Below are 24890 nucleotides of genomic sequence, written 5' to 3'. Positions count from 1 at the left end.
GAAGGGAAACATGATGAACGTATTACGTAAGAAATCCGTCGAACAGACATTGGCGGAAACGGGGGAGTCGGGGCGCTCCCTGAAACGAGACCTGACCTGGTGGGATCTGGCCATTATGGGCGTGGCAGTGGCCGTCGGCGCGGGCATCTTCTCCATCGGCGCCCAGGCGGCAGCCTTCCATGCGGGCCCAGCCGTGATCATCAGCTTCCTCATCGCCGGCGTGGTATGCGGTGCGGCCGTAATGTGCTACGCCGAATTCGCGTCCATGATTCCGGTTGCGGGATCCGCCTACACCTTCACATACACCACCGTCGGTGAGATCGTCGCATGGGTGATCGGTTGGGATCTGATCCTTGAAATGCTGATGGCAGGCTCCGTCGTATCCAAATATTGGGGCGTCTATCTCAACGATTTCTTCCGACTTGTCGGATGGAACATCAATACCAACGTCACCTTCGGATCATTTAATTTCGATTTCGCGCCAATCATCGTCGTGGCCTTCTTCACGACACTCTTGGTATGCGGCACGAAAATCGGCGCACGCGTAGACGGCGCGCTCACTATACTGAAAATCGCCATCGTGCTATTCGTCGTGATCGTCGGCTTCTTCTACGTCAAAGCCGAAAACTTCACCCCATTCATCCCACCGAGCGAACCGGCAGCCACCACCGGATCAGGCTTGACCGCAACCATGGAACAGCCATTATGGCAGTGGGTCACCGGCATGACCCCCAGCATCTACGGCATCACCGGCATCATTTCCGGCGCGGCCCTCGTGTTCTTCGCGTTCCTCGGCTTCGATGTGGTCGCCACCACCTCCGAGGAAACCATCAACCCGAAGAAGAACGTTCCGCTGGGCATCGGCGTGGGCATGGGACTGATCATCGTGCTCTACACCCTCGTCGCCATCGTCACCACCGGCATGGTCTCCTACAAAGACCTCGCCAAGCAGAAAGACCCGTCGCTCGCCACAGCATTCGAAATGGTCGGCGCTGACTGGGCCGCCAAAATCATCAGTTTTGGCATTGTGATCGGTCTGGCCACCGTGGTCATGGTGCTGCTGCTCGGCCTGACCCGCGTGGTGTTCGCCATGAGCCGAGACGGCCTGCTGCCGCGCCCGCTCAGTCACACAGGCAAGCACGGCACTCCAGTACGTCTGCAGATTGCCGTCGGCGTGCTCATGGCACTCATCGCAGCCAGCTGCAACGTCAGCATCCTTGCCGACATGGTGAACATCGGCACACTGTCGGCATTCACCCTTGTTTCCATCTCTATTCCGATCATGCGCAAGAAGCGCCCCGATCTGAAGCGAGTCTTCAAAATCCCCGGCAATCCATGGGTCCCTATCCTCATCGCGCTCGCCAACATCTGGCTCATGCTCAACCTGAGCGTGCTCACCTGGATTCGATTCGTGGTCTGGCTTGCGGTCGGCTTCTGCATCTACTTCGGCTACGGCTACCGCCACGCCCGACTCGGCACGGGAGAGCTGGAAGTTGGCAATCAAGAGTAATCTTGAGCGGTAAGTGTTAAGGAGGTAACCATGCCATACGTTGTCGCTCAGCCGTGCGTCGATGTCAAAGACAAGGCCTGCGTGGACGAATGCCCGGTCGATTGCATCTACGAGGGCTCCCGTTCCCTGTATATCAATCCGAACGAATGCGTGGATTGCGGCGCATGCGAACCGGTGTGTCCGACCGAAGCCATCTTCTATGAAGATGATCTGCCAGACGAGTGGGCCTGGTACAAGGATGCCGCAGTCAGCTTCTTCGCTGAAGTCGGCGATATGGGCGGCGCTTCCGCAGCCGGCCCGATCGGCAAGGATCCGGAGCAGGTAGCTGCTCTGCCGCCGCAAAATCAGTGATTGGCATTTGAACGCGGCCTTTTCCCGTTGGAAGAGGCCGCATATTTTGTTTATAGAGGGTTATTAAGGAGTTTTCACGATGGGCTTTCATGAGTTTTCTTCGCCATACGATTGGTCGCGTATCGCAGCATACAAGCGCACGGCAAAAGCCGCGTTCGGAGGCATGATCGACCTGTCCGTGGGGTCTCCCGTCGATCCCGTGCCCGATTCGGTGCGCAAGGCGCTCGCAGTGGCGGCGAATGATCCGAATGCGTATGGATATCCGGTTACTGCAGGTACTGCCGATCTGCGTGCTGCGATTGCTGAATGGTTTTCGGTGACCCGCGATGTTGATTTGAAGGCGATTCATGCTGATGTGGTGCCTACCGTCGGTTCCAAAGAGGGTGTTGCGTTGATGGCGTCGCTGCTGCATTTCGGCGAGGATGATGTTGTGGTGCAGCCGAAGGTTTCGTATCCGACGTATGAGATCGGCACGCAGTTGGCTGGGGCGCAGGTGCTTAAGGTCGACGATGTGGCTGATGTCGCGTCGTGGCGCAATGTGCCTGGCGTCAAAGCGGTGTGGGTGAATTCCCCTTGCAATCCGACGGGCGAGGTGTATTCGGCTGAGCAGATGGCTGGAATTGTCGCATCTGCGCGTGAGATCGGCGCGGTGGTGCTTTCCGACGAATGCTATGCGCTGATGCAGTGGAGGGACGCCGTGAATGGTGCTGAAGGTGATGCTGATTCTCTCGCGTCGACGCCGTGCGCGCTGCGTGGCGATGTGTGTTTGGGCTCCGCAGAGGGCGTGCTGGTGCTTTATTCGTTGAGTAAGCAGAGCAATATGGCTGGGTATCGTACCGCGTTCATTGCCGGAGATGAGTCTTTGATTGCGTCGATGAATGCATATCGCAAGCAGATTGGTCAGATTATTCCCGGTCCGGTGCAGGCTGCGATGGCTGCCGGATTGCGTGATCTGGAATCCGTCAAGGTTCAGCATGCGCGCTATCGGGAACGTCTCGGCGTGTTGGTGGGCGCGTTGCGTGCTTACGGATACTGTACCGACATGCCGGAAGGTGCGTTGTATGTGTGGGTGAGAGCCAAGTCGGGCGATTGCTGGACCGATATGGAACAGCTTGCCAAAATCGGCATCATCGCCAGCCCCGGCGAGTTCTATGGTGCGCCGGAATATCTGCGCTTCTCCGCCACCGCCAGCGACGGGGCAATCGCTTCCGCCGCTGAACGCTTGGCGCGCTAAAGCCAATACGCAAAAGGGCTTCCAGTGATCGCTGGAAGCCCATACCTGCGGAGTCAGAGGGATTCGAACCCTCGAGCCGCTAAAAACGACTAACACCTTAGCAGGGTGCCCCTATCGGCCACTCAGGCATGACTCCACTGTTTTACCGTTTTCACGGCGCAACAGCATGTAACTATACCATCTATCTGCGAGCGAAACACCATATCTCGAAAAAAAGATGGAAGAACGTTGGAGCATCAAGGAAAAAATCCGTGCTGTATGCATGTGTGTGCCTTATGGAATCGCAACTGTCGACACGCCGGTTTCATAAGATAAACTGCGATATTCGAACATTTGTTTCAGTAGAACGTGAAAACAGCTATCATGGAATCATGAGTACCGCACCGAGAATCGCAGCAGCCAAATGTGACTGGGGTCATGACGAGGCTGGATGCACGGTGCTGCATATCGACATGGATGCTTTCTACGCGTCTTTGGAAGTGGCTCGGCATCCGGAGTACCGCGGCAAGCCGGTGGTCATCGGCGTGGGCAATCGTTCGGTGGTGTCTGCGGCCAGCTATGAGGCGCGGCAATACGGCATCAACTCGGCCATGGCAAGTTCCAGGGCTCAAAAGCTATGCCCGAACGGAATTTTCCTTCCGGTCGACATGCGCTACTATCGCGCGATGTCGCATCGCATTTTCAAGGAAGTGTTCAGCCGGATTACCGACCGCATCGAACAGGTATCGGTCGACGAATGCTATATGGACGTTTCCGGAGCGTTGCTGCAGTGGGGCAGTCCCAGTGCCATTGGGGCGTGGATACGTGAACAGGTGGCCTTGCGCTACAACATCACCTGTTCCGTCGGCATCGCGGCGAACAAGCTGGTCGCCAAAATGGCATCCACCAATGCCAAGCCCAACGGCATGTTGATGATTCCCGTGGCGCGGCATGCACAATTCGTGCAGATGATGCCATTGCGTGGCATTCCCGGCATCGGACCTTCTCTGGAAAGGCGTCTGAACGCGTGGGGCGTCAACTCGGTCGCCGACCTTGCACGCATGAGTCTCGAATCTCTGGAACAGGCCACCGGATCTGCTCTTTCCGCACACGGCCTGTATCAGGCGGCCCGAGGCCTGGACGATAGGCCCGTCGTGCCATACACGCAGGAAAAATCGATTGGTGCGGAACGTACCTTCGAAGCTGACACGCAAGACATGCGGCAGGTGTGTTCCATGCTTCGCTGGTGTTGCGATGACGTGGCTACGTCGTTGCGTAAACGTGGTTTCCTCGCACGCAAGGTCATGGTCAAACTCCGATTCCCGGACTTGAGTTATGCGACGAAAGGACGCACGTTGGACTGCCCTACGGACGCGGCGAGCGTGCTTTACCCGCAATGCGTCGACCTGCTGCTCGTCGTGATGGGCATGGCCCCGGAGTCTGCGCATGCCATTTCCCTTACGCGCCCCGTGCGTTTGGCGGGAATGAGCGCCAGTGGGCTTGTACTTGCTGAAGAAGCTGTGATTCAGCCTTCGCTGGATGATCTACTCGAAGAAAACGAAGTCGAACAGCGTGCTGAAATCTCCGGCGGCAGCGCCCAGGCGCAGACGCATTCGGCGCGTTTGCGTGGCGCGGAGGCGGCGCTTGATGCGGTGCGTCGAAAATACGGTAACAATATCGCCAGCTTCGGGGTGTAGAAGCAAGGGCATATCCGTTATTCTTGAATTGAAGAGTTGAGAAGGTCCAGGGGAAGGCAGGGATGCCATGAAATACAGGAAAGAGGCAGTGCACGCAACTAACGCGGAAGTGCTTGCGGCAGGTCGGCGCAAGCTTGCATTCGCGGCATTGGCCGTGCTTGCCGTCGTGCTTGTCGCGGGAACATGGCTACTGGTGCATGGCCTTCAATCAAAGCAGAGTGATGCCAATGCGAAGCCGGCAACAACGGTGAGCGAGCCAAAAACGGTTGAAAAGAAACAAGTGACCGAACCTGCGGAGCATCATGGCAATTCTCCGGATTGCCCCGACACCGACTGCATCGCCATGCTTGTCAACGGTGATTTGCTGTTCCATGAGGGATTGTGGAACCAGTATGCCGGCGCCAACACCGCGGCCACCGACGGCACCGCATTCGATTTCACCGGTTTGTTCGAGCCGATGCGCAAATATATCGACGCTTCCGACATCGCCGTATGCGAATTCGAAACACCTATTGCACAACGTGGCGGTCCATATTCCGCCTATCCGATTTTCAATATTCCTGCGGAAGTGGCAGATGCCGCGAAAAATGTGGGATATCGTGCCTGCACGCATGCTTCGAATCATTCTTGGGATCAAGGTGCCGACGGCATCGCACGTTTGTGGGACACGCTTGAACAGGATGGCATAGCGCAAACCGGTTCCTATAAAACCGAAGAGGATTCGTATAAGCCGCTGGTCATCGATTCGCCGACGGGCGGCGGCAAAATCGGACTCGTTGCGGGAACCGTGTCGTTGAACGCGCAAACGCCCGACTACGACTGGCGTGTGGATCGCCTTCGCGAATCCGGAGATCCGAACCATCAGGCCGATATCGACAAGGCCGTGGCCAAGGCGAAGGCCGCTCGGGAACAAGGCGCCGACGTGGTGGCCATGGCCATGCATTCCGTGCAGGAATACTTGGATTACGCCGATTCCTGGCAGCAGGAGGAAGCGCACGAGCTAGCTGATACGGGTGCATTTGATGTGATCTATGGTGCCGGTTGCCATTGCGCGCAGCCGATCGAGAACTATAACGGCACTTGGATCATCTACGGTTTGGGCAATGCCGTAACCGAATCGGCCAATACGGCAGACACCATCGTAAACAACCAGGGTGTGACCGCGCGTATTCAATTCGCAGGCAAAAAAGGTGTGGCGGGCTCGTGGCGCGTCAACCGTATCGACTGGGTGCCCAGCGCCAATGAGACGCAAGGCAAATACCAATGGTGTTCGCTGGCAAGCGACCATCCGGACGGCACCTGTTGGGATGAAACGCAAGACGCGAATGTGCGCCAACGCATCTGGGACGTGCTCTACTCCATGGGCGCCGACCAAAACGTGGTCAAGGAATGGAATATAACCGCAGAGCGGGCAAGTTCATCTGGTGAATAGTTTTCCGTGGCACAATATGCCTCGTACCGTTGGTTGAAAACGTGGAAGAACCGCTTGAACGTACAGTGTGAGGTGAAAGACATGGATGAAATCTACGAAACCCAGCCGGAACGCACCGATCTGCCGCTGGTGGTTATGCCCGTCATCATCGAATCGATGATCGAACCGTTCGAAAAGAACTTCGAGCTGTTCAAAGACATTGCCCGCGTACGCATGTACAAGGATTTCACGCTCGATGAAGATACCATCGTCGCACGTTGCGCCGAAGCCGACGCCATCATGGTGGTCGGATTCCACTGCACCGACTCAATCCTCGACCGTCTGAACGCCAAATGCTACGCTTTCGGCGGCACCGGCGTGGCCAGCTACATCAATCTAGACAAAGCAAAGGAACGTGGCATCCGCGTATGCAACGTGGTGCACTACGGCGACCATGCCGTAGCCGAACACACCATCGCCCTGCTCATGGAACTCGCCAGGCAGGTCGGCAAGCTCGACAGGCAAGTCAAAGAAGGCAACTGGGGTGGTGCCGACGGCTACGAACTGTACGGTAAGAAGCTTGGCATCATCGGCCTTGGAGGTATCGGCCAAACCGTGGCGCGTATCGCCGGAGCGTTCGGTATGAACGTGTCCGCATGGAACTCCCACGTTCCCGAGCGGGTGTTCACCGATCTGAACGTCACTCCGGTTGACGACATGAACGAACTGATTGCCGGATCTGACGTGGTGTCCATCCACCTGCCGTTGTTGGACTCCACAAAAGGCATCGTCACCGCACAAAACCTTGAAACCTTGAAACCGGGAACCATGTTCATCAACACGGCTCGCGCGGAAATCATCGAGCCGGGCGCGCTGCTCTCCAGACTCCAGCGCGGCGACATTCCTGCGGCACTTGACGTGTTTGACCATGAGCCGCTCGCTGTCGACGATCCGCTGTGCTCGATTCCAGGCATCATTCTCACCCCACACACCGCCTGGCGTACCGACGGCGCATATGTGGGCATCACCGAACAGGTGGTCCAATCGGTCGCTGCTTACTTTAAGGGCGAGGATTTCAACGTCGTCGTGTGAGCGATCGTACGAAGCGGTATAAGAAAAACGTACGGACGGTCGGCGTGATTAGGTAGGTTGAAAGACATGCAGACCATACTCGATTCCGCCGATCAGCCCGCACATGATGCGTTCGTCGAGAAGAAATCGGAATTCATTGGCGACGCCTGCCATATCGATTCCTTGGATGAGGCGATCGCGTTTGTGCAGATGATTCGCGATCAGCATCCGAAAGCCCGTCATGTTGCCTATGCTGCGGTGTGCGGCGGTTCCGACGGTCGTTTGGCCGAACGTATGAGCGATGACGGCGAGCCGTCGGGCACGGCCGGCAAGCCGATTCTCGACGTGCTGCGCGCCAACGAGATGACGGATTGCGCGGTTGCCGTCACCCGGTATTTCGGTGGGATCCTATTGGGTTCCGGTGGCCTGATCCGTGCATATTCCACGGGCGCGTCCATTGCCGTCAAAGCGGCGACCAAAGCGAAAATCGTGCCGTGTAGCGAATATCAGGTAACGCTCGACTACTCACAATTGGGCAGTTTTCAGAATCTTCTCGCCTCGGTGCAGGGTGAGCAGGCGGACGCGCAGTATACCGATCGCATCGTATTGGCGGTTGTCGTGCCGCAGGAGCAATCGCAGCAATTCGAATCGCGTGTGGTTGAAACGTTCAATGCAACCGTGACTCCGCAAAAAACGGGAACTTCCAATCGTCCGGTGAAAATGTGAATCCCGGAAGGCAATGGCGTAAGGTGGAAACTATGACCGATGCTGAAATCAAGCAAGACGGCAATGCCGAGAACGAATCCGCACAATCGCAAGACCAGAAGATTCCTTTGGATTTCGAGCCTCTGACCGCGACCTACGAGCGTTTGCGGCATTCCACGGATGCCGCTGAACTGAGTGAATTCGCGCGCCGGCCATTGCCTGACCGTTCCGAACAGGCTGCGTTCTCGCGCGCCACGGCACTGCTGGAGGCTGTCGCAGGCAATGCACATACGCCGTTGGAAGATCGTGTTTTCCTTGCGGAAACCATGCCGTTTCCGAATATTCTCGTTAAACTGTCCACCGACGAATCCATTGAGGTGCGCAAAGCCGTTGCCGGCAATGCCAATGATAAGAATTGGCTGGTGGGGCGTCTCACCAAGGATGAGTCCCTCGAAGTGCGCGATGTCGCGTTGCGCAACAAGCGGACATCTTGGAAGATGAGGCTCGAAGGCGCGCAGGATCCGGATATGGATTCGCGAACCCTTGATTTTTTGGGATCCTTGGGAACCGAGATCGAGCCGAATGCTCCGGCGGTGCTCGCTTCCATGGTGCGCAGGGCCGTTGCGTTGAACCCGAATGCATCCGATCAGATGCTGGAAAAACTTGCGCAGGATGCGTCGGGAGAAGTGAAAAGGGCTGCTGAAAAGCGTCTTTCGGAAAAATAGTTGCATACGTTGTCATGTTGTGAGATTCTTGCGCGTGGTGTGTGTGATTGGGGCATAGACTGTTGCTTATGACAGAACAGACCGAAAATGCAACGCGTCTAGCCCGTCCGCTCATTCGTCTGGCAAAGTTGGTGGGTGTCGCTACCAGTTATGTCGGTATGAGCCGTGATTACCACGAAATCGAAGACGATGTTCTTGTGGCGGTGCTCAAGGCGCTTGGAATCGACGCTTCCAACGATGATGCAATCGAACAGTCCATCGCCGCCATTCAGCGTGAACGTAACATCCGAATCATTCCTCCGACCGTGCTGCACATTGTCGGTAAGAAAAGCAAGATAGAGGTTCATGGCGGCGCGCTTGACGTTCCCGAAGCTTCCATCACGTTGGAAGATGGCGAGACGTATGCCGGCAAAATCGAGCATGAGGGCGGCAACGGTGCCGCGGTCGAGGTCGATGGCGGATTTGTGTGCACATCGTACCTGGTGCTTCCGGAAGACCTTCCCGAGGGATATCACACCCTTGAGGTCACCGTGGGCGGCAAGACGGAGTCTGCAACCGTTATCAGTGCTCCGGAGAAGATTGAACTGCTCGACGAGATGAAGGAAGGCTCCCTGTGGGGCTGGATGAGCCAGCTCTATTCCATCCGTTCCAGCGGTTCTTGGGGAATCGGCGATTATGAGGATCTGAAGGCCCTGCTCGTCGAATCCAAGAAGAAGACCGGTGCCGACTTCATGCTGATCAACCCGCTGCATGCCGCCGAGCCGGTGCCGCCGATCGAGCCGTCTCCGTATCTGCCGATTTCGCGCCGTTTCATCAACTTCAGCTATATTCGTCCGGAATCCATGCCGGAATATGCCGCGCTTTCGCCGGAAGACAAGGCGAAGGTCGACGCGCTGCACGAGCAGGTCGAGCCCCTCAACGGCGATGCGCAGGTTTTGGACCGTGAAACGATGTGGCGCACCAAGATGCAGGCGTTGTGGATCATCTACAAAGCAGGTCTTTCTGTACAGCGTCAAGCTGAGTTCGACCGGTATCTCGCCGAAGTGGGCGATGAGATCGAATCCTATGCCACGTGGTGCCTGTGCTACGACAAGTGGGGCGCCTCCAATGGCAGTGACGACGATTGGGTGCGTAAATACAATCGTGATTCCGAAGAGGTCGCGCAGCTTCGCGCGCAGTATCCTGACACGCTCGAATTCTACCGTTGGCTCGAATGGATCGCCACCGAGCAGCTGCATGCGGCCCAGCAGGCGGCTCGTGACGCAGGCATGAAGATCGGCATCATCGCCGACATGGCGGTGGGCGTGCATCCGGCCGGTTCCGACGTGTGGTGGAATCCTGAACGTTTCGCCAAGGGTGCCACGGTCGGCGCCCCGCCAGACATGTTCAACCAGCAGGGTCAGGATTGGAGCCAGCCGCCGCTGAACCCGATCGCCCTTGATCAGACCGGTTACAAGGTGTACCGAGACATGGTGCATGGCATGTTCTCCAATGCGGGCGCGGTGCGTATTGACCATATTCTTGGCTTGTTCCGCTTGTGGTGGATTCCGGAAGGCAAGAAGGCCATGGACGGCACCTACGTGCATTACGATTCTGACATCATGCTCGGCATTCTCGCGCTGGAAGCGTTTCGCGCCGGTGGCGTGGTCGTGGGCGAGGATCTTGGCGTGGTTCCGGCTTATGTGTCCAAGTCGCTGTCCGAGCACGGCATTCTCGGTTGCGCAGTGGAATGGTTCGAACAGTTCGACGGTGTGTTCCGTGCGCCGAAGGATTGGCGTCCGTATGCGCTGGCTTCCGTCAACACGCACGATTTGCCTCCGGCGGCAGGCTACTTGGAGTATGGGCATGTCAAGCTTCGCGAGCAGTTGGGATTGTTGTCCGGTCCGGTCGAGGAATTCCAGAAGTCCGCGGAAGCCGAGCATCACGCCATGCTGAACATGCTTGTCAAGGAAGGCTATCTTGACGCTGGCGTGCTGGAAGACGAGCTTGCCAACGAAAACGAAATCGTCGACGCCCTGTACCGCGGTCTTAAGGGATCGCCATGCAAGCTGATGGCAGCATCCATCGTCGATGCGGTCGGTGAAAAGCGCACGCAGAACCAGCCGGGAACCAGCAACGAGTATCCGAATTGGCGTATTCCCCTGGCTGACGGAGATGGCAATGTCGTGCCGCTGGAAGAGTTGTTCGGCAATGCTCGACTGCAGGAGATCGCGGCGATTATGCGCGGCTGATCGCATTTGGCAGCAGCTTTTAGATATATAAAACCGGCGATATGAAACGGAACGTCCGTTTGTGTATCGCCGGTTTTTCGCTGCTGTGCAAAAAGGGGTATTTTGCGCTGATTTTGCTATGCGATGTGTCGCAAATGTCAAGGCTGGCGATATACTAGTAGATTGTTGTGTTTCCCTACGGGGTCCTTCAAAGCGCTTTTCCCACTCGCCATCGAGGACTTTCAGGGAGCCCACGGATAATGAGACCTGAAAACGGCATCATTCCGCGCTTAACCAACGCATTGATGTTGATGGAAGGTCCGGAACACAATATATAGAAAAGGTACATCGTGAAAACTTTCACTCCGAAGCCAGCTGATCTGACTCACGACTGGTACGTTATCGACGCCACCGACGTGGTGCTCGGCCGTCTCGCTTCCCAGGCAGCCATCCTGCTGCGTGGCAAGAACAAGCCGACCTACGCTCCGCACGCCGATTCCGGCAACCACGTGATCATTCTCAACGCCGATAAGATCGCTCTGACCGGCAACAAGTTGGGCAAGGAACTGTACATGCACTCCGGTCGTCCGGGTGGCCTGCGTCGCGATAGCTACGGCAAGCTGCTCAAGACTAACCCTGAGCGCATCATCAAGTCCGCTATCAAGGGCATGCTGCCGAAGAATCGTCTGGCCAAGGTCCAGCTGGATCGCCTCCACATCATCTGTGGCACCGAGCATCCGTACGCTGGCCAGAAGCCGCAGGTTTTCGAGATCGCTCAGGTCTCGCAGCAGGCTAAGTGAACCGAAGGGAGATAAGAAACATGGCTGAAAACACCAACGACTCCGCGGTTCTCGAGACCGAAGAGGAGCTCACCTCGTACACCACCGAAACCAACGCTGGCGCTGGCACCGGTACTTCCGCTATCGCTCCGGGCTACGGCACCGGTCGTCGCAAGGAAGCCGTCGCTCGTGTTCGTCTGGTTCCGGGCACTGGCAAGTGGACCATCAACGGTCGCACTCTGGAAGAGTACTTCCCGGCCAAGCTGCTGCAGCGTGAGGTCAACTCCCCGATCGTGCTTCTCAAGCTCGAAGGCAAGTTCGACGCTATCGTCCTCGTTGACGGTGGCGGCACCACCGGCCAGGCTGGCGCAATCCGCCTGGGCGTTGCCCGCGCTTTGAACGCCATTGATCGTGATGCGAACCGCGCAGCCCTGAAGAAGGCTGGCTTCCTGACCCGCGACGCTCGCGTCGTGGAACGCAAGAAGGCCGGTCTGCACAAGGCACGTCGCGCTCCGCAGTTCTCGAAGCGCTAAAGCTTTACGGCTTATACGAAACCCCTCGGAAATTCGTTTTCCGAGGGGTTTCTTGGTATTTGAGCGATTCAAGCAGCTCTTGATGGAATCAAGCGGTCGGCATCTGCTTCATCGCACTGATACTCAACGCCGGAAGCGTCCACAATGTCGGATCGTCTTCCGACAATCCATCGTCGGCGGATTGCAGATTTGCTTCATCGTCTTGCGTCTGCCAGTACATCATATTGATGCGGTGCAGATGATTGCGCAATCTGCCTGCCGGCTTGTTTTCCGACTCCTCGTCGAATTCCGACACCCGTTCGATGGACGTTCCCAAACCGGGATATTCTCCAACAATCTCAGCCGAGGACCAGACCATCTCCCATTCAATGCCTTTCGGAAGATGGAAACGCGTAACTTCGTCAGATCCATTGATCAGAATTAGCAGGGTCGGCTCGTCGGGGGAGAGCAGCTGCATGGCGAACGAGCGTACGGAAGGATTCGTCCAATCCGAATCGTTCGGCATCTGCCCGTCCGGAAGATACCAATGCACGCGATCGGATTTCTTCAGTAAACCGATTTCGCTCAGGCGAGTGAAGAAATCCTCATGATTGTACAAATCGAGGGATTTCCGCAATGTGATCAAGCGTGACATTAGATTGAATTGCTTCAATTCCGGCGTTTGCTCGGTGCTGTACAGCCAATCCCAATCAAGCCATGTAGTGTCGTTGTCTTGCGTGTAGGCGTTGTTGTTGCCGTTTTGCGAATTGCCGAATTCGTCGCCGGCGAGCAGCATTGGCGTGCCCAACGACAGTAGGAGCGTGCCCAGCAGGTTCATGATGGCGCGCTGGCGCTGCCGTACGATGATTGGGTTGCTGCTGGGGCCCTCGTGGCCGAAATTGACGGAATGGTTGTCGTTTGTTCCGTCGTGGTTGTTTTCGCCGTTGGCCTCGTTGTGTTTGCTCTTGTACATGGTCAGGTCGGCGGTGGTGAAGCCGTCGTGGCAGGCCACATAGTTCACGGAGGCGGTCGAACCGCGGCCGGGGTCGGTGGCGAACAGGTCGGAGGATCCACATAGTCGTGTGGCCATGTCTTGCATGGTCATTTCGCCGTGTTCGCCGCCGCGCGCGCGATTCACATCGGTCAGCCAGAATTTGCGTGTGCAATCGCGGAAACGGTCGTTCCATTCCGCGAAAGGAATGCCGAATTCGCCGGTACGCCAGCCGTTCGGGCCGCAATCCCATGGTTCCATGATCATTTTGAGATTGCCGAGCAGCATGTCGGAGCGCAAAGCGTACAGGAATGGATGGTAGCGGGTGAATTCACCGTCGAGACGTGCAAGCGTCGCCGCGAGATCGAATCGGAATCCGTCGATGCCAATGCGTTTGGCCCAATAGCGCAACGAATCCACGGCGAACGTGGTGACGTGCGTGTTGGTGAAATCAAGCGTATTGCCGCAGCCGGTGGTATCGTACAGGCGACTCATCTTGTCTTTGGTGCGTCGATAGTACGACAGATTGTCAAGTCCACGCCAACATACGGTCGGTCCTTCCGGTCCGGATTCGCAGGTGTGGTTGTAGACCACGTCCATAATCACTTCGAAACCGGCCTCGTGCAATGCGCGCACCATGTCAATGACTTCCTGGCGTACGGCGGCGGCGCCGGCCTCCTGCGAGCGTTTGGTGGCATATGAGGCTTCCGGTGCGAAATAGCCAAGCGTCGAATAACCCCAATAGTTGACGCGTCCACGTTCCTGCAGGAAGAGTTCGGACTGTTTGGCTTGGATCGGCAGCAGTTCGATGGAGGTGACTCCTAGATCCTGCAGGTAGGAAAGCGTCGCCGGATGCGCCAATCCTGCATAGGTGCCGCGAAGTTCTTTGGGCAGCCATGGCGCATTGGCGGTGAAGCCTTTGACATGCAGCTCGTAAATCACGGTTTTGCTCCATGGCACATGCGGATGCGACGGTTCGCCATCATGCTTGTTGGCAGCGCGGTCGTCTATGGCTACGGAAACGGGAACATGGCCTACGGAATCGATGGTGCTCATCGGTCCGAATGGTGATCCTTTGACTTTGCCGTTCGCGATTTCGCATTTGTAGGAGAATGCTCCGGGGTTGAGGTCTATTGATCCTTCGATGCCTTTGGCATAGGGGTCGAGCAGCAGCTTGTAGGGGTTGAAGCTCACGCCGCGGTCAGGGTCCCAAGGGCCGTTGACGCGGTAGCCGTATTGCATGCCATCCCATGCGTGGGGGATATGCACGTACCACAAGCCATAATTGGGGCCGTCCATGCGAAACAGCGTTTCACGCAGGTTGAGCGAGGGAATGCGTCTGGTGCAGACGCGTTGCTTCATCGCCTGGTCGATGAAGGTGAGTCCCGGCTCGTTGAACAGACGGACTGCATCGGCATAAAAGGCACTTGGTTGATCGAGGGGTTCAAGAACGCAGAACCATACCTGATCGGCGGTTTCGGAGCGGACGATGGCGTCGGCGCCACCGTCATCGGTGAAGTAGAGACCTGGTCGGGTTGCGTAGCGGTGCAAAGGTGGGTTCTTCATAACCTCATTCTAAACACTTTGAAATTATCTGTTGGCTTGCTATGTCGAGGCTGTCGACGCTCGTGCCGGTCTGATCCAGCCGTGAGCTTGAACTCGAGCAGGTGCAGGACTTCCTCGACGGCAAAAATCGCCACCGCTTCCAAGGCTGTCGTCAAAATCGGTGCTTGACGTTGTTTATTCGTCCTGAACAGCCTGGAATTAGCAAAAAAGTGTCACAATATGACGGTAAATGCGCCGCTGACATCGCCGCATAGCGCATATCCTAATCACAAAAGGGAAAACAATCGTATTCATCGTTATCAGGAGGTAATTTTATGACGAAAGCAATGTCTGAATTCACTACCGATCTGCAGCATTCCGGCATGCCGGCGAAGGATCTCGACGAAACCATCGAATTCTATACGAAGAAGCTTGGTTTCGAATTGGCCGGACTGTTCCATAACGGCGAAAACCGTTGCGCATTCCTGCGTTACGGCCATCTGACCATCGAAACATGGGAGGGTGATCCGGCTCCGCTGACTACTGGTGCCATTAATCATTGGGCATTCGACACTCCCGACATCGAAGCCGCATTCGACAACGCGAAGAAACTCGGACTGAATTTCAAAGATAACGAAATCCAGCATATCGACAGCTTCTGGGAGCACGGCATTCGTTACTTCAATGTGTACGGACCGAACGGCGAAACCATCGAATTCTGCCAGATTGTCAAATAACTATCATTAGATGAGTACCGTCAAATAATCGCTGAAAACAAATACAGCAAGCGAAGCAGGCGGAAGAAAACAAAGAAGCGTGCGCTGAACCTTATATACGGGTTCGGCAACACGCTTCTTTTGTTATGCAATCGATGCGATTAATGCGATTAATATGTGCGCAAAAGCGGTCACATATCGCATAATTCGCGTACGTAAGGCTCCACAAAGCGCAATGCCGCGCCGATAATGTCTTGATGGTCGAGCGCCATCCCCTTGCGCAGGGTGAAATCCGTGGTGCCGAATGGCGTATGTTCTACCACGCGTTCGCGTAGTCCGGCCATATCGTCATCGTCGAGATATTGTGCTGCCTCACCGCTGATAATCACGTCGCCGGCCAATACCGAGCGAATATTCGTTACCGCCAGCGCCACATAATCCAGCCATTGCGAGAATCGTTTGCGGTGCTCCTGCTCGCCTTGTTCCAACACCGAGAAGAAGCCGGGCAGGCTTTCGCCGTCCTCCATCAGCGTTTCCGGCGAGCAGTAGGTGTCCATGCATCCCAATTGCCCGCAATAGCAAGGGTTTCCGCCTGGAATCAGCGTCATATGTTCGATTGAGCCATTGCATTGGTTTGGCCCTTGGTAGAGCGATCCGTCCACGATGACCGCGCCTCCTGGGCGTCGTTCGAGGTAGATGCAGACGGCATCCTTCAGATTGTGGTCGAACCAAAGTTCCGCCATGGCAGAAGCGTCGAAATCGTGAATCATCAGCGACGGATAGTTGAGGCCGTGGCTGAGTTCGCTGAGTTTCAGGCCGGTGTTGTTCATGATTTTGCCGAAGGTGATCGACTGCCCGTCTACCGATACGATGCCTTGCATGCAGAAGGCCACGCCTAGCACCGTGCTGCCTTGTTTCGCCAGTTCCTGCGCGAAACCGTTGATGATGCCGTTCATGCGCTGGTAGTAGGCGTCGTTGTTGCGATAGGGGAGTGTGCGCTGTCTGGTGGCCACGGATTTGCCGTTCAGATCAATGGCGATGGCCGTGATTCGTGTGGTTTGGATTCGCACGCCGATAGCCACACTGGAGTGTGCCGCGAATTCGTAGATTTGCGCTTTGCGTCCACCGGTGGATTGCTGCATCTCGCCTTTGACGATGAGCCCGTCGGCCTCCATGGCGCGCAGATTCTGCGTGATGGTTGGCAGGCTGAGCCCTAATTCGTGTTCGAACATCTGCTTGGTGGCTGAACCTTGGGTATAGATGAACGCGGTCATGGCCTTGAGATTGGCTTCTTTGACTGATAGGGCGGATTGGGCTTTCACTGGTTGATCCTTCCTGCGCAACTTCTTTTTCAAGACTACTTCATAAAAGTCCTTTCCTTATGTCTCGTGTTGGTCTGAGATATCAGGTATTGCAAAAAAGTATCAAAAATAGCTGTGCATAAAGGATTTTCTGCCACTTTTCTGCGTCGAAAATATGTTTATCAACAAAAAAGTTGAGACGGTGACAACGACGTTCTACCAAGAAAAGAGACATGTTATGAAGATAGGTCTGCCGCGCACGCTATTGGCCGGCTTGGTCGCCATAGCGGTGTTCATGACTGGCGATGGCTTTGAATTGACTTTTTTGTCCAAATACATCGTGGACCAGGGATTCAGTTCTTCACAATCGTCGCTGATGTTCACCATGTACGGGCTGATGGCTGCGCTTGCCGGCTGGGCGTCCGGTGTGCTGGCTGAAATGTTCGGTGCCAAACGCATCATGTTGATCGGCGCAAGCTCCTGGGTCGTTTTGCATCTGCTGTTCGTCGGTGTGGCGCTGCCGAGCGGCGTCTATCCGCTGATGCTAGGCGTGTATGCGTTGCGAGGTGTTGGCTACCCGCTGTTCATTTACTCGTTCGTGGTGTTGATGGCGCAAACCATCGATCCCGCCAAGCTCGCGTCGGCTATGGGGTGGTTTTGGGCCGCCTACTCGTTCGGCATTGGCGTATTCGGCGCATATTTGCCGAGTTTCACCATTCCGCTGGTGGGGGAGTACTACTCGCTGTGGCTTTCGTTGCCGTTCTCTATAGCTGGACTGCTGATTTGCCTGCTGCTGGTGCCGAAAAGCAAGGGTGCTGACACCTCTTCCATGAGCAATGCCGACAAGCTGCGCGAGCTTAGTCGAGGAGCCACCATTCTGGTGCATAATCGCCAAATTGCATTGGCTGCGGTGGTGCGTGTGATCTGCAATCTGACATTGTATGGCTTTCCCGTCATCATGCCGCTCTACTTAGCTACTACCAACAATGGTGGCGGAGCTTGGTTTGAGGTTTCGCAATGGAGTCAGATTTGGGGATTCCAGTTTGTGGTCACCATTTTTGGCAATGTGTTCTGGGGTCGTATGGGCGATTCGTATGGTTGGATGAGGCAAATGCGCTGGTTTGGCTGCTGGTTCTGTGTGATCGGCACGCTGGGCATGTATTACATTCCGCAGTTTTTCGGGGCGAATATGGTGCTTATGTGCGCTGATGCGGTTGTTCTTGGATTGGGAATTTCCGCTTTCGTTCCTATGGGAGCCGTGTTTCCCGCGTTGGCACCGGAACATAAGGGTGCTGCGATTTCCGCGCATAATCTCGCTTCCGGCCTGACTACGTTTTTCGGTCCGCTGATTGCGACGGTGCTGATTTCCACTGTCGGATTCGGCGGCGTGTGCTGGACGTATGCGATCTGTTATGCGATCGGATCGTTGGCCACGTTCGGCATTCATCCTCATCAACCCGGATTTGACGATCGCGGCCATCGCATTGTCACGATCGGACGTAACTAATCGCAATTGAATATCAATTGCTCAAGCATCATCATTTTTCTCAAAAAAACCATTATCCACAAAGGAGAATAATCATGAAGGCAGTCGTTCTCGAAGAGCAGGGCGTCATCAATGTGCGTGAGGTACCTGACGCCCCCGCACTTGGTCTGGGCGAGCTGAAGATCGCGCCGCATACTGTTGGTGTGTGCGGTTCCGATCTGCACTATTACACGCATGGTCGCGTGGGTAAATATGTGGTGAAGCAGCCGATGATTCTCGGTCATGAGGCTTCCGGCACGGTGGTTGAGGTCGGTCCTGGCGTCGAAGGCTTCAAGGTGGGCGATCGTGTGGCCATGGAGCCCGGTATTCCGGATATGAGTTCGCGTGCCAGCAAACTGGGCATGTATAACGTCGATCCTGCGGTGCGTTTCTTTGCCACTCCGCCGATTGATGGCTGCCTGTGTGAAACGGTGAACCATCCTGCGGCGTTCACCTACAAGCTGCCCGACAATGTGAGCTTCGGTGAGGGTGCGCTGCTTGAACCGTTGGCTGTGGGCATGTGGTCCGCCACCAAGGCTCGTATCAAGCCGGGCGATGTCTGCGTGGTCACTGGATCGGGCACGGTTGGCATGCTGACTGCGTCGTGTGCGTTGGCGGGTGGCGCTTCTAAGGTGCTGATTTCCGATGTGTCGGCAATCAAACTGGCGATTGCGGCCCAGATTCCAGGTATTATTCCGGTGGATCTCACCAAGGAGGATCTGGTGGAGCGCGTCCGCGAGGAAACGGGGGGCTGGGGTGCTGATGTGGCTTTCGAGTGCTCGGGCTCGCCGAAGTCATACGAGACATTCTGGAAGCTGATTGCTCCCGGTGGCGCTGCCGTTGTCGTTGGCATTCCGGTCAATCCGGTGGCTATCGACATTACGGAACTGCAGGCTACCGAGGTGCGCATTGAAAATATCTTCCGTTATGCCAATGTGTATCAGAAGGCCATTGACCTCGTGGCTAACGGTAAACTGAATCTGAAGCCATTCATCACCGACACCTATGCGATGGAGGATGCCAAGGCGGCGTTCGATCGCATGGCCGAGGGGCGTCCTGGAGATATTAAGCTGCAGATTACTGTGAATAACGACTGACGTTACGCACGTTACGGAACGACAAAAGGGGTCTATGCCATGGGCGCTGTTGCACAAGTCAACGATAATCGGCATGGGAAGGCGGCTTTGGCTCAGACCTCTTTTGGTGGATTCGTGCCGAAAGGTGGAAGTTCGAACGATTCCGGCGTATTGGAGATCATTGTGCCGGACGCGCAGGCTTCGGTGCGTTGGGCGAAGCATGGCTACCCAAGCTCGTTGGCGAAATGGCATCATCATCCTCATATTGAAATTCATCTGATTCGGGAAGGTACCGGATTGATGATGGCGGGCAATGCCGTTGTTCCGTATGAGGCCGGGCAGGTTGCATTGATTGGTTCGAATCTTCCGCATAATTGGGTGTCCGACATCGCTCCGGGGGAGCGGCTTCGTCAGCGTGATGTGGTGTGCCATGTGCGTCCGGAAACCATGCGTCTGCTGATGTCTGGATTTCCGGAAACGTCTGGTTTTGCAATGGTGTTGAGGCGTGCGGAGCAGGCGTTGGTGCTGAGCGGTGAATCCGCTCGTCAGGCCGGTTCGATTCTGGAAAGCATGGAGGAACATAGTCTTGCTTGCCGTGTTAGCGATCTGATTCGTGTGTTGGATGTGTTCGCGCATGCCCCCGCAGATGAATCCTATACAGTGGTTGCGTCCGGATACGATCCGGCTGTATGCAGCGGTGCGGAACGTGTGGTCAACGATGCCATTGAGTACATTTCATCGCATCTGAGCGGTGAAATTAGCCTGGATTTGGCCGCTCATCAGGCCGGAATGAGTGTTTCGGCTTTCTCTCGTCTGTTCAAAAGGGCCGCAGGAATAAGGTTTTCGGATTTTGTTCGACGATTGCGTATCGGGCATGCATGCAGATTGCTGACGACCACGAATCAAAGCGTCGCGTCGATTCGTCGTGCTTGCGGATATGGCAACGCTTCGAATTTCAATCGTCGCTTCTTTGAAGAAACGGGCGAAACTCCTACTGGCTGGCGGAAAAAATACATTGGACGAACAAGATAAGTAAATCGACTTTGTAAAAGTTTGATATGATTGATATCATATAGAAAATACTTTTATAAAAGATGAGGAGGTGAGACTTGAGAAAGTGTGTGTGATTCATGATAAAAAGCAACAAAAACGCTCAAAATGATGTTTTTAAGGCTTTTTGATTTCATAAAAGAACGCGATCTAAACATTAAAAGAACAGAAGATAACATTTCTTTTGCGACACGACACAGTGGAACATCATATTGCATACTCACTAAAGTGTGTCCTGGGTCACAAAAGACCAGCAATGCGTCCATTCGCTTCGAGGTGGATGGAATAACGGGAAACTACTTTGCAACCCCCAAAGAATCGAGGAGGACTTCAAGTGGCAGACGCAAAGAAGGAAGAGCCGACCAAGCCGACTCCGGAAGAGAAGCTCGCCGCAGCCGAGGCTGAGGTCGACGCTCTGGTCAAGAAGGGCCTGAAGGCTCTTGACGATTTCGAAAAGCTCGATCAGAAGCAGGTTGACCGTATCGTCGCCAAGGCTTCCGTCGCAGCACTGAACAAGCATCTGGTGCTCGCCAAGATGGCCGTTGAGGAAACCGGCCGTGGTCTGGTGGAAGACAAGGCCACCAAGAACATCTTCGCCTGCGAGCACGTCACCAACTATCTGGCCGGCCAGAAGACCGTCGGCATCATTCGTGAAGACGACGTCATGGGCATCGACGAGATCGCCGAACCAGTCGGCGTCGTCGCCGGCGTGACCCCGGTCACCAACCCAACCTCCACCGCCATCTTCAAGTCGCTGATCGCACTGAAGACCCGCTGCCCGATCATCTTCGGCTTCCACCCGGGCGCACAGAAGTGCTCCGTCGAAGCCGCCAAGATCGTGCGCGACGCAGCCATCGAGGCAGGCGCTCCTGAGAACTGTATCCAGTGGATCGAGCACCCGTCCATCGAAGCCACCGGCGCCCTGATGAAGCATGACGGTATCGCCACCATCCTCGCCACCGGTGGCCCGGGCATGGTCAAGGCCGCATACTCCTCCGGCAAGCCAGCCCTCGGCGTCGGCGCTGGCAACGCTCCGGCATATGTCGACAAGAACGTCGACATCGTGCGCGCCGCCAATGATCTGGTGCTCTCCAAGCACTTCGATTACGGCATGATCTGCGCCACCGAGCAGGCCATCATCGCCGACAAGGAAGTCTACGCTCCGCTGATCAAGGAACTTAAGCGCCGCAAGGCCTACTTCGTGAACGACGAAGAGAAGGCCAAGCTCGAGCAGTACATGTTCGGCTGCACCGCATACTCTGGTCAGACCCCGAAGCTCAACTCCGTGGTGCCGGGCAAGTCCCCGCAGTACATCGCCAAGGCCGCAGGCTTTGAGATTCCGGAAGACGCCACCATTCTTGCCGCCGAGTGCAAGGAAGTCGGCGAGAACGAGCCGCTGACCATGGAGAAGCTCGCTCCGGTCCAGGCCGTGCTGAAGTCCGACAACAAGGAACAGGCCTTCGAAATGTGCGAGGCTATGCTCAAGCATGGCGCAGGCCACACCGCAGCCATCCACACCAACGATCAGGCTCTGGTCCGCGAATACGGCCAGCGCATGCACGCATGCCGCATCATCTGGAACTCTCCGAGCTCCCTCGGCGGCGTGGGTGATATCTACAACGCCATCGCACCGTCGCTGACCCTCGGTTGCGGCTCCTACGGCGGCAACTCCGTGTCCGGCAACGTCCAGGCAGTCAACCTTCTCAACATCAAGCGCATCGCTCGGAGGAACAACAACATGCAGTGGTTCAAGATTCCGGCCAAGACCTACTTCGAGCCGAACGCCATCAAGTACCTGCGCGACATGTACGGCATCGAAAAGGCCGTCATCGTGTGCGATAAGGTCATGGAGCAGCTTGGCGTGGTCGACAAGATCATCGACCAGCTGCGTGCACGTTCCAACCGCGTGACCTTCCGCATCATCGACTACGTCGAGCCGGAGCCGAGCGTCGAAACCGTCGAGCGCGGCGCCACCATGATGCGTGAGGAGTTCGAACCGGACACCATCATCGCCGTCGGCGGTGGTTCCCCGATGGACGCCTCCAAGATCATGTGGCTGCTGTATGAGCACCCGGAAATCTCCTTCTCCGATGTGCGTGAGAAGTTCTTCGACATCCGCAAGCGCGCCTTCAAGATCCCGCCGCTGGGCAAGAAGGCCAAGCTCGTGTGCATCCCGACTTCCTCCGGCACCGGTTCCGAAGTCACGCCGTTTGCTGTGATCACCGATCACAAGACCGGCTACAAGTACCCGATCACCGATTACGCGCTGACTCCGTCCGTCGCCATCGTCGATCCGGTGCTGGCACGCACCCAGCCGCGCAAGCTCGCATCCGATGCCGGCTTCGACGCCCTGACCCACTCCTTCGAAGCTTACGTCTCCGTCTATGCCAACGATTTCACCGATGGCATGGCGCTGCACGCAGCCAAGCTGATCTGGGACAACCTCGCCGAGTCCGTCAACGGCGAGCCGGGTGAAGACAAGATCAAGGCCCAGGAGAAGATGCACAACGCCGCCACTATGGCCGGCATGGCATTCGGCTCCGCGTTCCTCGGCATGTGCCACGGCATGGCCCACACCATCGGTGCTCTGTGCCACGTCGCCCACGGTCGTACCAACTCCATCCTGCTGCCGTACGTCATCCGCTACAACGGCTCCATCCCGGAGGAACCGACCAGTTGGCCGAAGTACAATAAGTACATCGCTCCGGAACGCTATCAGGAGATCGCCAAGAACCTTGGTGTGAACCCGGGCAAGACTCCGGAAGAGGGCGTTGAGAACCTGGCCAAGGCCGTCGAGGACTACCGCGACAACAAGCTCGGCATGAACAAGAGCTTCCAGGAGTGCGGTGTGGACGAGGACTACTTCTGGTCCATCCTTGACCAGATTGGCATGCGTGCCTACGAGGATCAGTGCGCTCCGGCAAATCCGCGTATCCCGCAGATCGAGGATATGAAGGATATCGCCATCGCCGCATACTACGGCGTCAGCCAGGCCGAAGGACACAAGCTGCGCGTCCAGCGCCAGGGCGAGGCTGCCACGGAAGAAGCTTCCGAGCGCGCGTGAGTCGTTTCATGTATAGGTCACCAATATTGACCTATACATAAGGTGCTTGCGCTACATCGATAGACACCATTGATAACGAGGAATTTGGTTGGATTCGTTCAACCGGGTTCCTCGTTTCTCTATGTATATGGAAAAGCATTTTCGAATGATACCGGAATGGCGATCAGTTACGTTCGGCACTTCGATTCGGGGTCTGCAACAGGACTTCTGACCGCGACACGCGAGGATTTCTTAAGACTACCCCTGATGCTTAAATAAAGAAGTTGCCTGATTTTAGGGCTCGCAAATTGGAATTAAAAAAGCGAGCGTGGCACAGTGATCACGAGAGTGAAAACTGCATGGCTGCGCACTGATGTGGTATGGCCACGGAACTTCCACGGTTCCGGGAGGTCTTCTGCGCCGGTGCCCTTTGAGAAGCAGGCTGGTAAACAGTAACTAACGAATCGCTAGAAAGGGCGGAAGGCAATGGCGGGACAGAAAATCCGCATCAGGCTTAAGTCCTATGACCATGAGGTCATCGACCAATCGGCGAAGAAGATCGTCGAAACGGTGACGAACGCGGGCGCAACTGTGGTTGGCCCGGTTCCGCTCCCGACCGAGAAGAACGTGTTTGTCGTTATCCGTTCTCCTCACAAGTACAAGGATTCTCGCGAGCATTTCGAGATGCGCACTCATAAGCGTCTCATCGACATTGTGGACCCGACCCCGAAGGCCGTGGATTCCCTTATGCACATTGATCTGCCCGCAGATGTGAACATCGAGATCAAGCTGTAAGGGAGGAGGGAACCATTATGTCTAATCGCACTGCACTGCTGGGCAAGAAGCTCGGCATGTCTCAGGTCTGGGACGAGAACGGTTTCTTCGTTCCTGTGACCCTCGTTGATGTCTCCACCAACGTGGTGACCGCTGTCAAGTCCGAAGAGTCCGACGGCTACAAGGCTGTTCAGCTTGGCTACGGCCAGGTTGACCCGACCAAGGTGACTAAGCCGCTCGCCGGCCACTTCGCCAAGGCTGGCGTCACCCCGCGTCGTCACCTCGCTGAGGTCCGCACCGATAACGCCGAAGAGTTCGAGCCGGGTCAGGAGCTGACCGCTGAGCTGTTCCCGGAGGGCACCCTGGTCGACGTGACCGGTACCACCAAGGGCAAGGGCTTCGCAGGCACCATCAAGCGCTGGGGCTTCAAGTCCTATCGTCGTACCCACGGTTCTCACAAGAACGAGCGCCGTCCTGGCTCTGTTGGCGCATGCGCCACCCCGAGCCGTATCCTCAAGGGCAAGCGTATGGCTGGCCGCATGGGTCATGTAACCAACACCACGCTGAACCTCACCATCGTTTCGTCGGATGTTGAGAACGGCGTGCTCGCCATCAAGGGCGCCATCCCGGGCCCGAAGGGCAGCATCGTTCTCGTCCGTTCGGCAGTGAAGGGAGCCTGATAAAT

General features: G+C 56.1%; 20 protein-coding genes and 1 tRNA gene. 18 read left to right on the top strand and 3 right to left on the bottom strand.

Going from position 1 to position 24890, the window contains the following annotated elements:
* Positions 1–13: 13 nt before the first annotated feature.
* The 3 genes from CE168_RS02535 (at position 14) to dapC (ending at position 3095) form a co-directional block, all read left to right on the top strand.
* Positions 14–1510, top strand: coding sequence for an APC family permease (locus tag CE168_RS02535; RefSeq protein ID WP_099571170.1), 1497 nt, complete (start codon positions 14–16; stop codon positions 1508–1510).
* Between the two features lie 30 nt (positions 1511–1540).
* Positions 1541–1861 carry a ferredoxin gene (gene fdxA, locus CE168_RS02530; RefSeq protein WP_003836048.1) on the top strand — a complete coding sequence of 107 codons (321 nt, stop codon included), beginning with the start codon at positions 1541–1543 and terminating at the stop codon, positions 1859–1861.
* A 79-nt stretch (positions 1862–1940) separates the two neighbouring features.
* On the top strand, positions 1941–3095 hold the full coding sequence (gene dapC / locus CE168_RS02525) for a succinyldiaminopimelate transaminase (RefSeq protein ID WP_099570976.1): 1155 nt from the start codon (positions 1941–1943) through the stop codon (positions 3093–3095).
* A gap of 48 nt (positions 3096–3143) precedes the next feature.
* On the opposite strand, the gene CE168_RS02520 is transcribed toward dapC, so the two are convergent.
* Positions 3144–3231 (bottom strand) — tRNA-Ser (locus CE168_RS02520).
* Between the two features lie 235 nt (positions 3232–3466).
* Here CE168_RS02520 and dinB point away from each other — a divergent pair.
* From dinB to rpsI, 8 genes are all read left to right on the top strand, one after another.
* On the top strand, positions 3467–4771 hold the full coding sequence (dinB, locus tag CE168_RS02515; RefSeq protein ID WP_099570975.1) for a DNA polymerase IV: 1305 nt from the start codon (positions 3467–3469) through the stop codon (positions 4769–4771).
* A gap of 67 nt (positions 4772–4838) precedes the next feature.
* Positions 4839–6203, top strand: a complete 1365-nt coding sequence (locus tag CE168_RS02510; protein ID WP_099570974.1) for a CapA family protein — start codon at positions 4839–4841, stop codon at positions 6201–6203.
* An 81-nt stretch (positions 6204–6284) separates the two neighbouring features.
* Positions 6285–7274 carry a D-2-hydroxyacid dehydrogenase family protein gene (locus CE168_RS02505; RefSeq protein WP_099570973.1) on the top strand — a complete coding sequence of 330 codons (990 nt, stop codon included), beginning with the start codon at positions 6285–6287 and terminating at the stop codon, positions 7272–7274.
* Positions 7275–7340: 66 nt separating this feature from the next.
* Complete coding sequence (locus CE168_RS02500) at positions 7341–7979, top strand: YigZ family protein (RefSeq protein ID WP_099571169.1); 639 nt, start codon at positions 7341–7343, stop codon at positions 7977–7979.
* A 32-nt stretch (positions 7980–8011) separates the two neighbouring features.
* On the top strand, positions 8012–8683 hold the full coding sequence (locus tag CE168_RS02495) for an AbrB family transcriptional regulator (RefSeq protein WP_099570972.1): 672 nt from the start codon (positions 8012–8014) through the stop codon (positions 8681–8683).
* A gap of 68 nt (positions 8684–8751) precedes the next feature.
* Positions 8752–10914, top strand: coding sequence for a 4-alpha-glucanotransferase (malQ, locus tag CE168_RS02490; RefSeq protein WP_099570971.1), 2163 nt, complete (start codon positions 8752–8754; stop codon positions 10912–10914).
* A 329-nt stretch (positions 10915–11243) separates the two neighbouring features.
* Positions 11244–11693 (top strand): 50S ribosomal protein L13, encoded by a 450-nt coding sequence (rplM, locus tag CE168_RS02485; RefSeq protein ID WP_003836021.1) that lies wholly within the window; start codon positions 11244–11246, stop codon positions 11691–11693.
* 20 nt (positions 11694–11713) lie between these two features.
* Positions 11714–12205: a 30S ribosomal protein S9 gene (gene rpsI / locus CE168_RS02480; RefSeq protein WP_099570970.1), complete on the top strand. Its 492-nt coding sequence runs from the start codon at positions 11714–11716 to the stop codon at positions 12203–12205.
* A gap of 88 nt (positions 12206–12293) precedes the next feature.
* On the opposite strand, the gene glgX is transcribed toward rpsI, so the two are convergent.
* Positions 12294–14741 (bottom strand): glycogen debranching protein GlgX, encoded by a 2448-nt coding sequence (gene glgX, locus CE168_RS02475; RefSeq protein WP_099570969.1) that lies wholly within the window; start codon positions 14739–14741, stop codon positions 12294–12296.
* A gap of 314 nt (positions 14742–15055) precedes the next feature.
* On the opposite strand from glgX, the gene CE168_RS02470 reads away from it, so the two are divergent.
* A complete protein-coding gene (locus tag CE168_RS02470) occupies positions 15056–15457 on the top strand; it encodes a VOC family protein (RefSeq protein ID WP_065435493.1) in 402 nt (133 codons plus the stop codon).
* A 170-nt stretch (positions 15458–15627) separates the two neighbouring features.
* Here the strand turns inward: CE168_RS02470 and CE168_RS02465 are convergent, their stop codons facing one another.
* Positions 15628–16758, bottom strand: a complete 1131-nt coding sequence (locus CE168_RS02465) for an ROK family transcriptional regulator (protein ID WP_236824288.1) — start codon at positions 16756–16758, stop codon at positions 15628–15630.
* Between the two features lie 217 nt (positions 16759–16975).
* Between CE168_RS02465 and CE168_RS02460 the strand changes: the two genes are divergently transcribed.
* The 6 genes from CE168_RS02460 (at position 16976) to rplC (ending at position 24885) form a co-directional block, all read left to right on the top strand.
* The gene (locus CE168_RS02460; RefSeq protein ID WP_099570967.1) at positions 16976–18244 is read left to right on the top strand and encodes an MFS transporter; all 1269 of its coding nucleotides are present in this window, start codon (positions 16976–16978) and stop codon (positions 18242–18244) included.
* A gap of 74 nt (positions 18245–18318) precedes the next feature.
* Complete coding sequence (locus CE168_RS02455; protein ID WP_099570966.1) at positions 18319–19359, top strand: NAD(P)-dependent alcohol dehydrogenase; 1041 nt, start codon at positions 18319–18321, stop codon at positions 19357–19359.
* Positions 19360–19398: 39 nt separating this feature from the next.
* A complete protein-coding gene (locus tag CE168_RS02450) occupies positions 19399–20370 on the top strand; it encodes a helix-turn-helix domain-containing protein (RefSeq protein WP_099570965.1) in 972 nt (323 codons plus the stop codon).
* Positions 20371–20722: 352 nt separating this feature from the next.
* Positions 20723–23452, top strand: coding sequence for a bifunctional acetaldehyde-CoA/alcohol dehydrogenase (adhE, locus tag CE168_RS02445; protein ID WP_099570964.1), 2730 nt, complete (start codon positions 20723–20725; stop codon positions 23450–23452).
* 465 nt (positions 23453–23917) lie between these two features.
* Positions 23918–24226 (top strand): 30S ribosomal protein S10, encoded by a 309-nt coding sequence (gene rpsJ / locus CE168_RS02440; RefSeq protein WP_003808013.1) that lies wholly within the window; start codon positions 23918–23920, stop codon positions 24224–24226.
* Between the two features lie 17 nt (positions 24227–24243).
* A complete protein-coding gene (rplC, locus tag CE168_RS02435) occupies positions 24244–24885 on the top strand; it encodes a 50S ribosomal protein L3 (protein WP_003836003.1) in 642 nt (213 codons plus the stop codon).
* Positions 24886–24890: the final 5 nt, after the last annotated feature.

Origin of the sequence: Bifidobacterium sp. N5G01, assembly GCF_002742425.1 — a bacterium.
Classification (GTDB): Bacteria; Actinomycetota; Actinomycetes; order Actinomycetales; family Bifidobacteriaceae; genus Bifidobacterium; species Bifidobacterium hominis.
This window is presented reverse-complemented; position numbering and strand designations above follow the sequence as displayed.

What these genes read in the sequence shown, in the direction of transcription:
- fdxA (WP_003836048.1), top strand. Translation starts at nt 1,541, where the DNA reads ATGCCATACGTTGTCGCTCAGCCGTGCGTCGATGTCAAAGACAAGGCC.
- malQ (WP_099570971.1), top strand. Translation starts at nt 8,752, where the DNA reads ATGACAGAACAGACCGAAAATGCAACGCGTCTAGCCCGTCCGCTCATT.
- rplC (WP_003836003.1), top strand. Translation starts at nt 24,244, where the DNA reads ATGTCTAATCGCACTGCACTGCTGGGCAAGAAGCTCGGCATGTCTCAG.
- rpsJ (WP_003808013.1), top strand. Translation starts at nt 23,918, where the DNA reads ATGGCGGGACAGAAAATCCGCATCAGGCTTAAGTCCTATGACCATGAG.
- CE168_RS02505 (WP_099570973.1), top strand. Translation starts at nt 6,285, where the DNA reads ATGGATGAAATCTACGAAACCCAGCCGGAACGCACCGATCTGCCGCTG.
- CE168_RS02470 (WP_065435493.1), top strand. Translation starts at nt 15,056, where the DNA reads ATGACGAAAGCAATGTCTGAATTCACTACCGATCTGCAGCATTCCGGC.
- CE168_RS02460 (WP_099570967.1), top strand. Translation starts at nt 16,976, where the DNA reads ATGAAGATAGGTCTGCCGCGCACGCTATTGGCCGGCTTGGTCGCCATA.
- rpsI (WP_099570970.1), top strand. Translation starts at nt 11,714, where the DNA reads ATGGCTGAAAACACCAACGACTCCGCGGTTCTCGAGACCGAAGAGGAG.
- dinB (WP_099570975.1), top strand. Translation starts at nt 3,467, where the DNA reads ATGAGTACCGCACCGAGAATCGCAGCAGCCAAATGTGACTGGGGTCAT.
- CE168_RS02495 (WP_099570972.1), top strand. Translation starts at nt 8,012, where the DNA reads ATGACCGATGCTGAAATCAAGCAAGACGGCAATGCCGAGAACGAATCC.
- CE168_RS02500 (WP_099571169.1), top strand. Translation starts at nt 7,341, where the DNA reads ATGCAGACCATACTCGATTCCGCCGATCAGCCCGCACATGATGCGTTC.
- CE168_RS02455 (WP_099570966.1), top strand. Translation starts at nt 18,319, where the DNA reads ATGAAGGCAGTCGTTCTCGAAGAGCAGGGCGTCATCAATGTGCGTGAG.
- CE168_RS02535 (WP_099571170.1), top strand. Translation starts at nt 14, where the DNA reads ATGAACGTATTACGTAAGAAATCCGTCGAACAGACATTGGCGGAAACG.
- glgX (WP_099570969.1), bottom strand. Translation starts at nt 14,741, where the DNA reads ATGAAGAACCCACCTTTGCACCGCTACGCAACCCGACCAGGTCTCTAC.
- CE168_RS02450 (WP_099570965.1), top strand. Translation starts at nt 19,399, where the DNA reads ATGGGCGCTGTTGCACAAGTCAACGATAATCGGCATGGGAAGGCGGCT.
- CE168_RS02510 (WP_099570974.1), top strand. Translation starts at nt 4,839, where the DNA reads ATGAAATACAGGAAAGAGGCAGTGCACGCAACTAACGCGGAAGTGCTT.
- dapC (WP_099570976.1), top strand. Translation starts at nt 1,941, where the DNA reads ATGGGCTTTCATGAGTTTTCTTCGCCATACGATTGGTCGCGTATCGCA.